13 protein-coding genes are annotated in these 13,916 nt (G+C 60.0%); 6 read left to right on the plus strand and 7 right to left on the minus strand.

What is annotated here, in order from left to right; genetic code table 11:
* Positions 1–134: 134 nt before the first annotated feature.
* The 6 genes from IMCC20628_RS15620 to IMCC20628_RS15645 all read left to right on the plus strand — a co-directional run bounded on the left by IMCC20628_RS15620 (position 135) and on the right by IMCC20628_RS15645 (position 5,966).
* The gene (locus IMCC20628_RS15620; RefSeq protein ID WP_047030990.1) at positions 135–1,100 is read left to right on the plus strand and encodes a nucleoside hydrolase; all 966 of its coding nucleotides are present in this window, start codon (positions 135–137) and stop codon (positions 1,098–1,100) included.
* Positions 1,097–1,603 (plus strand): hypothetical protein, encoded by a 507-nt coding sequence (locus IMCC20628_RS15625; protein WP_047030991.1) that lies wholly within the window; start codon positions 1,097–1,099, stop codon positions 1,601–1,603. Before IMCC20628_RS15620 ends, IMCC20628_RS15625 begins: the two co-directional genes overlap by 4 nt.
* Before the next feature lie 79 nt (positions 1,604–1,682).
* Positions 1,683–2,630 carry an ABC transporter permease gene (locus IMCC20628_RS15630; protein ID WP_047030992.1) on the plus strand — a complete coding sequence of 316 codons (948 nt, stop codon included), beginning with the start codon at positions 1,683–1,685 and terminating at the stop codon, positions 2,628–2,630.
* A gap of 20 nt (positions 2,631–2,650) precedes the next feature.
* On the plus strand, positions 2,651–3,598 hold the full coding sequence (locus tag IMCC20628_RS15635; RefSeq protein ID WP_047030993.1) for a sugar ABC transporter substrate-binding protein: 948 nt from the start codon (positions 2,651–2,653) through the stop codon (positions 3,596–3,598).
* Positions 3,599–3,637: 39 nt separating this feature from the next.
* On the plus strand, positions 3,638–4,390 hold the full coding sequence (locus IMCC20628_RS15640; RefSeq protein ID WP_047032638.1) for an ATP-binding cassette domain-containing protein: 753 nt from the start codon (positions 3,638–3,640) through the stop codon (positions 4,388–4,390).
* 124 nt (positions 4,391–4,514) lie between these two features.
* On the plus strand, positions 4,515–5,966 hold the full coding sequence (locus IMCC20628_RS15645) for an FGGY-family carbohydrate kinase (RefSeq protein WP_052766456.1): 1,452 nt from the start codon (positions 4,515–4,517) through the stop codon (positions 5,964–5,966).
* Positions 5,967–6,098: 132 nt separating this feature from the next.
* On the opposite strand, the gene IMCC20628_RS15650 is transcribed toward IMCC20628_RS15645, so the two are convergent.
* From IMCC20628_RS15650 to IMCC20628_RS15680, 7 genes are all read right to left on the minus strand, one after another.
* A complete protein-coding gene (locus tag IMCC20628_RS15650) occupies positions 6,099–7,043 on the minus strand; it encodes a dihydrodipicolinate synthase family protein (RefSeq protein WP_047030994.1) in 945 nt (314 codons plus the stop codon).
* 121 nt (positions 7,044–7,164) lie between these two features.
* A complete protein-coding gene (locus IMCC20628_RS15655; RefSeq protein WP_047030995.1) occupies positions 7,165–8,082 on the minus strand; it encodes a LysR substrate-binding domain-containing protein in 918 nt (305 codons plus the stop codon).
* A 36-nt stretch (positions 8,083–8,118) separates the two neighbouring features.
* The gene (locus IMCC20628_RS15660) at positions 8,119–8,898 is read right to left on the minus strand and encodes an SDR family oxidoreductase (RefSeq protein ID WP_047030996.1); all 780 of its coding nucleotides are present in this window, start codon (positions 8,896–8,898) and stop codon (positions 8,119–8,121) included.
* A 2-nt stretch (positions 8,899–8,900) separates the two neighbouring features.
* Entirely contained in the window at positions 8,901–10,481 is a 1,581-nt protein-coding gene (locus tag IMCC20628_RS15665; protein WP_047030997.1) for an ABC transporter ATP-binding protein, read from the minus strand.
* Complete coding sequence (locus IMCC20628_RS15670; protein ID WP_047030998.1) at positions 10,478–11,344, minus strand: ABC transporter permease; 867 nt, start codon at positions 11,342–11,344, stop codon at positions 10,478–10,480. The genes IMCC20628_RS15665 and IMCC20628_RS15670 overlap by 4 nt, the downstream gene beginning before the upstream one ends.
* Positions 11,344–12,264 carry an ABC transporter permease gene (locus IMCC20628_RS15675; protein WP_047030999.1) on the minus strand — a complete coding sequence of 307 codons (921 nt, stop codon included), beginning with the start codon at positions 12,262–12,264 and terminating at the stop codon, positions 11,344–11,346. The genes IMCC20628_RS15670 and IMCC20628_RS15675 overlap by 1 nt, the downstream gene beginning before the upstream one ends.
* A gap of 96 nt (positions 12,265–12,360) precedes the next feature.
* The gene (locus IMCC20628_RS15680) at positions 12,361–13,890 is read right to left on the minus strand and encodes an ABC transporter substrate-binding protein (protein WP_047032640.1); all 1,530 of its coding nucleotides are present in this window, start codon (positions 13,888–13,890) and stop codon (positions 12,361–12,363) included.
* Positions 13,891–13,916 lie beyond the last annotated feature (26 nt).

Below are 13,916 nucleotides of genomic sequence, written 5' to 3' on the forward strand. Positions count from 1 at the left end.
TGCTCGGCCGGGTTGCAGTCGCACTTTCCTGCTTGACAGACATCGCATTAATTCTCTTAATTGCTAACTATCTTAGTTGCTAAGATATAATTGCCTATGCTGCAAGCACCGAAATTTGTGCGCCGGGGGTGGGAATGACGACACGCGTGATCATCGATACCGATCCGGGGCAGGACGATGCGCTGGCGATTCTGCTGGCGCTGAGCGCCGAGGCCGATCTGGACGTGGCCGGAATCACCACCGTGGCCGGCAATGTTGGTGTTGCCCAAACCTGTATTAACGCGCTGCGCATTTGTCAGCTCGCCAACCGCCAGGACATCCCCGTCGTTGCCGGCTGCGCACAACCAATTCTGCGCCCATTGCATACGGCAGAATTCATTTGCGGTGCTGACGGACTTGCCGGGATGGAGCTTGCTGCACCACGCCAAGCCGCACATGCCGGGCATGCCGTGACATATCTGATCGATCAGATCCGTGGCAGCGACATCAACACGACGATCTGTGCCCTCGGGCCGCTGACCAATATCGCGCTGGCGCTTTTGCAGGCACCCGACATCAAGGACAAGATCGACCGGCTCGTCATAATGGGCGGTGCGCGGGATCTCGGGAACATCACGGCGGCAGCGGAATTCAATTTTTTTGTCGATCCACATGCGGCAGCGGTGGTTTTCAATGCCGGTCTTCCGATCACCCTGTTCCCGCTCAGCGCAACCTATCAGGCCGTTGCAACGCCGGCGCGGCTGGCAGGCTTTGATGCCGATGGCACCGTTGGTGCGCCGATCCTGTCTATGCTCCGGCGGGAACGGCCTGGCGGCGCTTCGCTCGGCGGTGATGGCGGTCACCCTATGCACGACGCTTGCGTGATCGCCTGGCTGTTGTGGCCGGACCTGTTTGAAGGACGCGATTGCCATGTGGCGATCGAAACAACCGAAGGGCCCACCGTGGGCAGATCAACCATCGACTGGTGGGGGCGCAGTGGCCTGACCGCCAACGCCCATGTCATCGGTATACTCGATGCCGACGCTATGTTCGCCCGCATCGCAACAAGCGTCCGGACGCTGGATGCCGTCCCCTCCCCTCATGCGAAAGCTGCTTCATGACCCATATGCTCGACGATTTCGGCCAGAGGGCAAATCGCTCCATCGAAGCGATGAAAGCGGCCGCCGAACAGGCGCGGCTGGATCATGCAGCCGCCGAACTGGTGCGCCACATGCTTCTGACCACGCGAAGATTCGCCAGCCGTGGCAGGGAAAATGCGATCGAGGCCGTTGTGGCGGACTGGCTCGGCGCATGGCACCTTGAACGCGACGAATGGCCGGAAATTGCAGCTGAGATGGAAGCCTTGACCGGCGCATTCTATGATTACTGCATCGACCCGTCAGATGTCTCGGATCAGGCTGTGCGTGAGGCATGGCAAAAGCTCAAATCCGTGCACGACACGCCTGAGCGAACACTCGAGGACCAGATGGCGTGGCGCTCTGTCTGCGCCCACGGCTGGTGGGGAGAGATCAACCCCGCGCCGGAGGGCTACCGAGACCATGATGCCAATCGCCCGACCGCGCCGTTCTGGAGCAAGGGCTGCCTGCCGGAGTGTCTGGGATGACGTCGGGACCCAATCTCCTCCAAAGGTTCTGCACTGAATACACCTGCAATGTTGTGCGCTCAGGCTTGGGGCGACCAGCATGAGCCTCAAGACCCTCATCGAAGTCTACGGGACTTTTTTTGCCGGGATCGTGCTGTTTGTTTTTCTGCTCATTTTTGCTGACAATTTCGCCTCAGCCGCCAATCTGCTCAATGTGCTCAAACAGGTCAGTTTCCTTGCGATCCTTGCCACGGGCTTCACCTTTGCGTTGATCACATCGGAACTTGACCTGTCTTTCGCCAATGTCTGCAGTTTTTGCGCAGTGGTGATCGGAAGCCTGATTTCAGCCGATGTTGCCTGGCCGCTGGCCGTGATCGCAGGCATATTGATGGGCATTGCTGCGGGGTTTTTGAACGGGTTTCTGGTAACGGTGCTGAAGGTGCCTTCGCTGATCTCGACGCTGGGCACGGCTTCAATCGCCAACGGCCTCGCCTTCATGATCACCGGCGGTGTCGCCTTTGTCGGCCGTTGGGACCCGGGTTTTTTATATCTCGGCCGCGGCAAAATCGGGCCTGTGCCGGTGATCATCCTGTTTACCCTGATCATTTTTGCGGCAGCCTTCATCCTGTCGACGCAAACCCGGACAGGCGTGCACATGCAAGCCACCGGCGAAAACGAGGAAGCCGCGCGCCGGGCCGGGATCAGCACCCGCAATTGCAAGATTTTGGGTCTTGTCTTGTCGGGCCTTGCGGCAGGTGTGACTGCGGTGTTTCTGGTCGCCAACCTGTCTTCGGCAGCGCCCCAGATGGCTGGTGACTTCCTGCTCAACGGCATCGCAGCCACATTGCTGGGCATGACCATGTTCACCCCGGCCAAGCCCAACATCCTTGGCACCTTCGTCGGGGCATTGATCATCGTGATCCTGTCCAACGGACTGGTTCTACTGGGTGCGCAATATTACATCCAGGACATCATGCTCGGGATCATCATCATCGTATCGGTCGCCGTTTCGGCGTCCGTCTTGAAGAGAGCGGCTTTCGCTTTGTAATGACAAGAGGGAGAATGGGAATGAAACATTTCAAGACATTATTGGCAGCGGCAGGTCTTGCCGGCGCCGCGTTGAGCGCCGGACAGGCATCTGCCTTCGAACTCGGTGTGGTGGCCTTCCAGATGTCTGCCGAAACCCAGGCACGGTGCGCCAACACCGTCGGGGCGGAAGCGGAAAAGCTGGGATGGACGACACAGGTCCTCAACTCCAACGGCGCGCTCGACACCCACGCATCGCAGCTCGACAACCTCATCCAGAAGGGCGTCGACGGGCTGATCCTGTGCATGTCGAAGCCGGTTCAGTTCGATGCTCAGTTCGAAGCAGCGAAAGGCGCCAACATCCCGGTCATCACCATTTCGAGTGGTGCAAGCCCGCACACGCTGTTCGACGTGACCCCGAACGAATACATCATGGCTGCCGAGGCGGCGATCTATCTGCTGGGCACGATCAACTACGAGGGCAACATTCTCGCCCAGCGGTTTGAATCCAACACCGGTGCGCGTATCCGCGGGTCGATCCTTGACGCCGTGCTGGTTGAAAACCCGTCGGTCAAGATCGCAGGCGAGCACTCGATGGCGCGAACCAAAAGCTGGCAGGAAGACGTCCGCAACGGGATGAGCGCATTGATCCTGCAGAATGCCGGAAACTTCGACGCCGTCTGGGCATCGTTTGACGGCCAGGCTTTGATCATCGACGATCTGCTCAAGGAAAACGGTCTCAACAAGGGCGACGTTTCGCTCGTATCGATTGATGGCGGGCAGGAAGTCTACCGCCGCATCAAGGATCCGGACTCGATGATGACCGCCACTGTCGCGATTCCATTTGAGGATATGGCCGGCAAGGCCGTTACCATGATGAACCAGATTGCCGTCGAGGGCAAAGCCAAGGAAGACCTGGTTCCCGGGCCATATCTGTTCATTCCGGCGACACTTGTCGATGCAACAAATGTCGATCAGTTCCTGAAATAAGCAGCGCCTGCACCGTTGAAGCCAAAGCGCGAGGACATCATGCCGGTCAAGATATCGACACGCAACATCTACAAGAACTACGGCGCGGTCGAAGCCCTGCGCGGTGTCAGCGTAGATGTGCATGAAGGCGAGATCCACGCGATCTGCGGCGACAACGGTGCAGGAAAATCCACCCTGATCAAGATACTGGCGGGCGTCGAACAGCCCGACAGCGGCGAAATTGTCATTGACGGTGCTGCGCGCAGGTTCGAATCGCCCAATGCTTCACTGAGGGCGGGTCTGGCGACGATCCATCAGGATCTCGCGGTCGCCCCGGAGATGGCCATCTATCAGAACATCTTCATGGGCGCCGAATTGACGCGCAATGTCTTGGGACTGCGGCTTCTGGACAAGCGCCGGATGCGCAATGAGGCGGTCGGTTACATGTCGCAGCTGAACGGCTCGATCACCAACATGAACTCCAAGGTCAACGAATTGTCCGGCGGACAACGGCAGGCTGTCGCCATCTGTCGGGCGCTGCGGTGGAATGCCAATATCGTCATTCTGGACGAACCTACAGCGGCGCTCGGTGTGCGCGAAACCGAACAGGTGCTGGGGCTGGTCCGGTCACTCAAGGAGAACGGCAAGACCGTGATCCTGATCAGTCATGCGATGAAGGACGTCGCTGCCGTGGCAGACAGGGTGACCATCCTGCGCACCGGGGAAAACCAGATCAGTCTCGAGGGTGGCGACCTGACTGCCGACAATCTCTCTCACTATATTCTGAGCGGTGAGGTCAACCAAGTTCATTGACCCCTGCTTGCGGTTGGTCCATGCCTTGTCGGGTCCCATCGCAGATCGGCGCGCGACCTTTTTGTCTCCGTTGCGGTGAACCAATGTGTCATCCGTGACATCGAACAGCACGAAGGCCCACAACATGTCGCACGTCCTTGCCTTCGACCTTGGCGGCAGCAGCCTGAGGCTGGCGATCGTGTCGGCGGACGGCACGTTCCTCGGCTCCGTGCGCAAACCCCTGAAGATCGGTGGCTACGGCAAAAGCCGTTTCGAGGTCGATCCGATGACATGGTGGACCGCATTTGTCTCCGGATGCGCGGAGTTGGCCGGGATGGGGCACGACTTCTCCGATATCCAGGCCGTCACAGGCTGCGGATTCACCCGGACGCAGGTGTTTCTGGATCAGGCAGGCAACTCCATACGCCCGGCCATCACTTTCCAGGATTCAAGATCTGCCGAGACGCTCGCCGAAATCCGCGCCGATGCGTCTGCACCAGTGCGAAACGCGACTGAACAGCTGAGCCCTTACGACCCGCTGGCACGGCTGCTTTGGCTCAAAGCGCAGGAGCCTGACAGCTGGGCGCGTCTCAGCAAGATCATCGAGCCTAAGGATTTTGTAAATCTGATGCTGACCGGCATCGCTGCGTCGGACACGATTTCGCAAACACCGATGACCCGGGCGCTGGGGGAATCCGGGAACAACGTGCTTGATGTTCTGAACATCAATCCGGAAATCCTGCCCGGCAGCCACTCGCCTTTTGCGACGCTCGGCGCTGTGCGGCAGGGACTGCCTTACCCGCTATCCGCCCTGGTCGATGTCCCGGTCCATTGCGGGTCAATCGATACATGGAGCTGTGTATTGGGATCGGGCGCACTGGTCGCGGGTGTTGCCTACAGCATTTCGGGAACCAGCGATGTGTTTGGGGTGATGGCGGACACCCGCCATACAGCGGAAGGATTGTTGAGCGTCGAGTGGGGACCGGCGCTTTGGCAACTGGGTGGACCAAGCCAGGGTGCAGCAACCCGTCTGCAATGGGCGATGGAACGGTTTCTTCCCGGCGCTGATCTGGAAACCTCACTGGATGAGGCTCTCGCCTCCGATGAACCAGCCCCCTTGTTCCTGCCTTATCTTGACGGAGAGCGCACGCCCTGGTGGGATCCGGACCTTAGAGGCGCATTTCTGGGGTTGAGCACGGCGCATGGCTCGGCCGATATGGTGCGCGGCGTGGCGGAAGGCATGAACTACCTGTCGCGGGAAATACTGTCGCGCGCCGAACAGGCGACAGGAACTGGCGTCAGTCATATCTGCTTTTCGGGTGGATTGGCCGGAAACCCGGCATTGTGCCAACTCAAGGCGGATGTGCTGGACCGTCCGGTTCATGTGCCGAAGAACCGCGAAACCGGCCTGATGGGCGCTGCCTTGATACCGCACCGACTGCTGACGGAAACCGGAGCCGTCGATGTCGACAGCGATGTCTACGAACCGAACCCTGGCAGGCGCAGCTATCACGACACCCGTTTTTCCATCTTCCAGAGTTCATCCGCCACCATCAAACAGATTTCACACCAGCTTTCAAAGTCGGCAAAAATCTGAACGGATCAGCGAAGCCAGACCAGCCACAATTCTCCATGGCGGCGTACGGACTGCCAAAGCAGCACTGATTTCCCAAGGAATTTCAATGCTGCTTTGCGATCTCGCCGTTTGGTGACGCAGGACCGGGCCCGCCTATTCGGCCGCGGCGAGGGATTCTTTGCCCACGTTGAATCCGTATTTTCTGTCCAGCCCCAATGCTGTGATCATTGCGAGTGCGTCTTGCAACGCAGCGGGCGAAAGCGGTTTCAGCGGCTTGCGTAGCGGGCCGGCGGGCAAGCCGACCGCCCGCATCAGGGTCTTGACCGCGACCGGATTGATGGCGGAATAGGCAAAATGCAGGACCGGCAGGTTATCCAGCCAGGCCGCGCGATGGTTGAATGCGTCTTCGCCAGTCTCCCAGGGCTTGGAGATCACCGCCATCTCCTGCGGAATGAGGTTGCCCGTCATATTTGCGGTGCCGTGGCCTCCAAGCGCCATGGTCGGAACGACCAGACCGAGATTGGGCGAGCAGCAGCACATGATTGCCATATCCGGCTTGGCCGCACAGACCTGTGCCACCTGACCGACGCGCGTGGTCGATTCCTTCAGCACAACCATGTTCGGATGCTTGGCCAGTTTCAGCAGATCATTCCAGTGCAGATCGGTCTTCACCCGCGGCGGATTGTTGTAAAACCCCATGGCTATGTCGGTGCTGTCGAGCACTTCCATGGCATAGTCGGTGATGGCGTCGTTGTCTGCGCAGATATAGGCGGGTGCTGCAAGGATCGCTCCGTCGGCACCTTCGGCCTTGGCATAGCGGGCATAGTCAATCGTCGTCTGGGTGTTGTTACCGGTAATGCCGTAATACATCAGCATGTTGCCCGGTTTCATCTTCGCAGTCTCGGTAATGATCGACTTGCGTTCTTCCGGCGACAGCATCGAGACCTCGCCGGTCGATCCCATGATCAGCACAGCTTCGGTGCCATTCTCCTGGTGCCAGTTGAGAAGCGTGCGGAACCCTTCAAAGTCGATCGAGCCGTCATTGTTCATCGGGGTGACGAGCGCAACGAACGAGCCTCGGGGTTGAATGTGTGCCATCTGGTATCCTCCAATTTGCCACCGCCCCCCCTGTGAGGTGCGGCAGCGTGTTGTTGTTATTTCTACAACGTGAGTGCACGCCTTGCCCAATACCAATCGGCAATGACCCTATGCGGTATACTTAAACTTGCGGATTGATCCGCGTCGCAATCTCCATCCCGTCCATCACCTCCTGAAAGGTATCGGCAAACTTAAGCGCCGAACGCGACAGTGCCTTGTCGGCATGGGCGAGGAGGTGCACGTCAAACGGGATGGCCGGTTCAAAGCGGACAGAACGCAGAACGGTGTCGGGAAAGATTGCCGGTGTGAAAGGGTCGATGATCGAAATCCCGGCTCCTTCCGCCACAAGGCCACAGGCACTATAGGAAGGCTGGCTTTCCGCCACAACATTGGGAGTGATCCCTGCCTGATCGAAACGCTCGGTCACATATCCGGCGGTCACGGTCTGCGACGACAGCACCACAAGTGGAATGTCCTTGAGGTCCTTGGGGCCCAGCACTTCGCGCTCCGCAAGCGGATGCTTCGCAGGCAGCACGACGACGCAATTGGTCCGCCAGGACGCCAGCCGCAACACGTCGGTGCGACCCGGTGCCAGCTGTGCCACACCCAGATCCGCCTGCCCCGCGGCCACCAGATCGACGATACGGGGCGAGTTGTGCACGTTGTGGGTAACGCGAATGCCACTGTGCGACTTCAGGAATTGCGAAAGCGCCCGCGGCACGATCCGGAAACTGACCATCGGCAGCGAGGCGATGGCAAGGGTGGAGTGCTGCAGCCCGCGCATCTCACGGGCGAACTGATCAAGCCTGCCCAGACCATAAAACATCCGCTCCACTTCGCTGGCCAGACAATGCGCATCCGGGGTCGGGAAAAGCTTGCCTGCGCGCCGTTCAAAGAGGGAAAAGCCGAGATCCATTTCCAGTTCCGAGATCACCCGGCTGATCGCGGGCTGGCTGACCGATAGAGCTTTTGCCGCAGCAGTGACCGATCCCAACCGCATGACCTGACGAAAAGCCGTGATCTGTCGTTCTGTCATCATCGGGGAAATCTCCGGCGGCGGGTAAGGGAAACGTGATCAGAGCGTACCGGGATAGTCCCCGCCGTCCATCAAGATCGACTGCCCCGTCATCAGACCGGCGTGGTCAGAGGCCAGGAACGTGAAGAGTGCGCCGATTTCGTCGGGGCGCCCATAACGCTTGGCCGGGCTCTTGGCTGCCCGCGCATTCCAGATCTCATCAAAGGTCGGGCCGCCTTCCCTTACCAGGGACTGCACGTGCTGGCGTTGCGCCTCACTGTCGATAATGCCCGGCAGGATCGTGTTGATCGTCACGTTCCGAGCCACGCCTTCGCGTGCGAGGCCGGCGGAAAAGCCGACCAGTCCGGTGCGGGCGCCATTGGACAGTCCCAACTCCACCTGGGGAATTTTCACTCCCCGTGCAGCAATGTTGACGATCCGGCCGAAGCCGCGCTCGACCATTCCATCGAAAGTCAGGCGCATCATCTGGATCGGCGCCAGCATCATCAGGTCGAGCGCAGAGATCCATTCATCCCTGTCCCAGTCGCGGAAATCGCCCGGCTTCTTGCCGCCTGCATTGTTGAGCAGGATATCCGGCTCGGGGCAGGCTTGAAGTGCTGCGGCACGACCGGCGTCGGTTGTGATGTCGGCTGCGACCGTCTGCACCTTGCCGCCGGTTTCCGCACGGATCTCATCCGCGGTTACGTTCAGCGCTTCCAGACCACGTGCCACCAGCGTGACATCGACGCCTTCACGCGACAGGGCCAGTGCGCAGGCGCGCCCCATCCCCTTGCTCGCGCCGCTCAGCAAAGCCTTGCGCCCCTTCAATCCCATATCCATCGTCAATTCTCCCCGGTCGCGAGACCGTCTAGCTGTAAGGGTTCAACCCGCAGGATCGCGTCTTTCAATGCCTGTGTGTGCGGGTGGCGGGGGTTGGCAAAGATGCGGTCTGCCGCGCCCTCTTCAACCACCGCGCCCTGGTGCATGACCATGACCCGGTCGCACAGATTTTCGATCACCGCCAGATCGTGGCTGATGAAGATCAGTGACAGTCCCCTGTCGCGGCGCAGATCACGCAGCAAGGCGAGGATCTGCGCCTGAACAGAAACATCGAGCGCCGAGGTTGGCTCATCGCAGACGATCACCCGCGGCTCGACTGCCAGCGCCCGGGCAATCGCCACCCGCTGCCGCTGGCCACCGGACAAGGCGCGCGGTGTGACCTTGGCGCTGGCGGCCGGCAGATCCACGGAATGCAACAGATCGGCCACCCGCGCCCGCCGCGCAGAAGCGTCCAGATCGGTGTGCAATTTCAAGGGCAATTCAAGGATACTGCCGATGGTCCAGCGGGGATTGAGCGACCCGAAAGGATCCTGAAACACCGGCTGGATCAGCTTGGCCAAACTGCGTTGTGGTAGCGATGTCGCAGCCTTGCCGGCGATTTCCACGCTGCCGGTGTCGGGGCGGTCGAGCCCGATGAGGATACGGGCAAGTGTACTCTTTCCGCAGCCGCTTTCGCCAACAATGCCAAGGATTTCACCTTCGTCGAGATCAAGCGAGACCTCATCGAGCGCCTTAAAGGACCGGGTCTTGCCCCAACTGCTGCTGGTGTAGGTACGCCCGACATCGCGCGCCTGCAACACGGTTGCGGCGGTGGCACGGGGGGCCGGGGTCCTGGGCCTTGGCAGGCTGTCGATCAGCTTGCGGGTATAGGCATGAGCAGGCGCGCGCAGCACCTGTTGCGTATTCCCGGTTTCGACGATGCGGCCCTCCTGCATGACGGCAACCCGATGAGAAACGCGTTCGACCACGCCAAGATCGTGGGTGATGAAGAGCATGCCCAGCCCAAGTTCCGCCTGCAGGTCACCCAGCAGATCAAGCAGCTTGACCTGCGTAGTCACATCAAGTGCAGTCGTTGGCTCGTCGGCGATCAGAAGGTCCGGACCGCACATCAATGCCATGGCAATCAGCACGCGCTGGCGCTGGCCGCCTGACAACTGATGAGGAAACTTGCGCATCTGCGCGACGGGGTCAGGCAGTCCGACCCGGTCGAGCAGGTGAAGTGCCCGATCGCGGGCCTCAACGGCCCCGCCCTTACAGTGCTGCCGGTAAACCGTCATCAACTGATCCGCGATGGTGAAGACCGGGTTGAGGGCCGTCATCGGTTCCTGGAACACCATCGACAGCCGGTCGCCGCGCAAAACCGCCGGGGCCTTGCCACCTTCGAAGGACATTTCATCGGCCCGCACCACAGCACCGGGGGGTGAGATCCCCATCAATGCCATCGCCGTCATCGATTTTCCCGACCCGCTTTCTCCAACCAGCGCCAGCGTTTCACCCCGCGCCACGTTGAGGTCGATGCCGTGCACGATCTCGTTGCCTGCAATGGCAACAGTCAGACTACGTAGCGTCAGCAGGGCGCTCATCGCTTGCTCCCCTGAATATCGCGCAATCCGTCGCCCAAAAGATTAATGGAGAGCGCCATCACGAACAGGCAGAGGCCCGGCAGGGTAATAAGCCAAGGATTGAAGAACATGAAGTTCTTGCCTTCAGACAGCATCAGCCCCCAGGATGGCAACGGTGCCTGCACCCCGAGACCGAGAAAGGACAGCGCTGCTTCGATCAGCACCGCATTGGCCATCTCGACCGTCGCCACCACGATCAGCGAAGCGCGAATATTGGGCAGGATCTCACGGACCATGACATGCATGTGCGTGGTGCCCATCGCGCGAGCGGCAGAGACATATTCGGCATTGCGCAGTTGCTGTGTGGCAGTACGGGCGACCACGGCAAACTGATCCCAGAGCAGCAGACCGATGACCAGCAGGACAACGGTCAGCGATCCGCCGACCACCGCGACGATAGCCAGCGCCACCAGAACCACGGGCAGCGACAGCCGCGTGGTGATCACGGCATTGATGCAGGTGTCCACCCACCCTCCAAAATATCCTGCCGCGACCCCAAGCGAAATACCGATGAAGCCAGAGATAAGCACAGCCCCGAAACCGATGACGAGCGATATCTGCGTGCCGTAGATCAGACGGCTGAGGTAATCACGGCCCAGCTGGTCAGTGCCAAGCCAATGGCCGGGGCTGGTACCCTCCTGCCAGAATGGCGGTTTCAGCCGATCGCTCAGCGATTGCAGAAACGGGTCATGAGGAGCCAGCAGCGGCGCGAAGATTGCAATCAGCACCAGCAGCAGAAGCACACCTCCACCGATTGTAAAGCCGCCGTGGCGAAAGATCGAAAATGGGCGTGGTGCCTTTGAAAGTGTGGCAGGATCTGACATCAGGCATGCTCCCGGATGCGAGGGTCAAGTGCTGCGTTGAGCAGATCGGCAAACAGCGTGAGCAGGATATAGACCAGTGAAATGAACAGCACGATTGCCTGTATCACCGGCATGTCCGAGCGGCTCATCGACTGCCAGGCAAGATAGCCGACGCCCTGGATCGCAAAGACCGATTCCACGATGATCGACCCGCCCAGCATGAAACCGAACTGCACCGCGGTCAGGGAGATCACCGGCAGGATGGCATTGCGCAGGGCGTAACGGAACAGGATCTTGCGTTTGGAAAGCCCCATGGCACGGGCGGTTCGGATATAATCAGCTTCCAGTACCTCGATCATGCCGGCCCGGATCAGCCGCATCAGTGCCGGCATGGCAAAAGATCCCAATGTGATTGCAGGCAGCACGAAATGCGCCAGCGTGGCGGAGCCCGATATCGGCAGCCAGCCCAGCTTGACCCCGAAAAACAGGATCAACAGCAGACCGGCCCAGAAATTCGGCACCGCCTGCCCCACCACTGCCAGGGTCAACGCCAGCCGGTCGAGCCACGAGTTCGGGCGCAAGGCCGCCAGCACGCCAAGCGGCACCGCCAGCGCAAGGGCAAAGCCTATGGACAGGAAGGCCAGCAGCGCGGTTGCCGGTATCCGTTCGGTGATCAGCTTGGAAACCGGTTCGCCCGAGAGATAGGAATTGCCCAGATCGCCCCGCAAAACTCCGGTCAGATAGTCGCCATATTGAACGATCAACGGCTGGTCGAAACCGTATTGCACCCGGATCGCTGCCAGGTCCTCATCGGTCGCGCTGTCGCCCGCCACGCCTGCGGCCGGATCCACGGCGACATGGCTCAGCAAAAAGCAGATAATGGAAATAGCAAAGACCACGAAAAGGGCCAGCGCACAGCGTCTTAGTATCAGTCTGGCCATCAAGCTGGTCCGTCATACTTGGCGCCACGGTGGGCGTGGCGTTGAAAGTCGTCACTGCAGGCGGGACGTGCCCGCCTGCAGATCAGTTGTTGTCCGTCAGTTCGCCCAGGAGGCCAGGAAGAACCGCGGCAGTTCGTCGACATTGGGCGTGAACTCAAGCCCCGTCGTATAGGCATAGCCCATCACGATTGTGTGCATCGGCACCCAGTATGCCTTCTCGGTGATCTCCTTGATAGCTTCGGAATAGGCAGCTTTCCGGTCGTCCTCGTTCACCGAGCTTCCGGCCTTGGCAACCAGGTCCATAACGGCCTGATCGCGCGCACCATCATTGGTGCTGCCGTTGAAGAAGTTGCCGAGGGATGCGGAGGCGTCGGCGATCGAGAACGAGCCCCAGTCACCATACCAGATGTCCACGTCACCCTCGCGCCAGGCTGAGAAGGACGCACGCGCCTGAACCATTTCGAGATCGGCCTCGATGCCGACAGCAGCAAGATAGCTCTGCACTGCCTCGGCCCGCGAACGGTCACGGTAGCTCGACATCTTGACCTTAAAGCCGTCCGCATATCCCGCTTCGGCGAGCAGGGCCTTGGCCTTTTCCGGGTCGTAGTCATAGGTCACCGCCGCCGAGGTGTCGCAGCCGAACTGCATCGGATAGCAGGGCACGTTGATGACTTCGCCGTCACCACCCACAAGGTTGGCAACGATGGCATCGCGGTCGATGGCATGGTTGATTGCCTGACGGACCTTCAGATCAGCCATCGGGCTGTCGGGATTGGCGCGCTTGGCCGCATCCATGCCAATCATTGCGATCCGCATCGTCGATCCCAGTTCGGCCGTGACATTTGGCAGGCCGCCCAGCTGTGCTACCTGATCCTGTGGCACATTCCAGATCCAGTCGACATTGCCGCCGATGACTTCGGCGATCCGCGTTGCGGTATCGGGGATGATCCGCACGTTCAGCTTTTCGATGGCCGGGGTGCCCTTGCCGCCGTCGGCATAGTAGCCGTCATAGGCTTCCAGGGTGAACTGGCCGCTGTCGCCCGAAACATATTTGTAAGGGCCGGTGCCGATGGGAGCCTGAGCAAATTCCTGCAGACCAACCTTCTGGGCATAGTCGGAAGGGTAGATCGGCAGGGAGCCTGCAATGAACTCCATCGCTGCCGGGAAAGGTGTCTTGGACACGATCCGCACGGTCATGGGATCGACTGCCTCGACCTTGTCGATCCAGTTGACCGAGGCCTGGCTGCGTGCGCCGGTTTCGGGATCGGCATAGGTGCTCAGGGTCCAGACCACGTCCTCTGCGTCGAAGGCAGACCCGTCATGGAACGTGACCCCTTCGCGCAGCTTGAATTCCCATGTCAGGTCATCAATACGGGTCCACGAGGTTGCCAGAAGCGGTTCGTATTTGAAGGTTTCCGGATTGCGATAGACCAGCATGTCGAACAGGTGCCGGGTCATCATCACACCGTCGCGCGCGGTGGAGATATAGCCGTCGAAGCCCGGGGGCTCTTCACCGATGCCGATGGTCAGGCTGTTGTCGGAAGGACCTGCCAGCACACTGCCCGCAGAAAGCACAAGCGCGGCAGCTGCCGTGATGAGCTGGTTTCGTTTTTGAATTAGGTTCATTTTATTCCCCTTGTGGTTGGTCTTGG

The sequence above is a fragment of the Hoeflea sp. IMCC20628 genome (assembly GCF_001011155.1).
Lineage (GTDB): Bacteria > Pseudomonadota > Alphaproteobacteria > Rhizobiales > Rhizobiaceae > Hoeflea.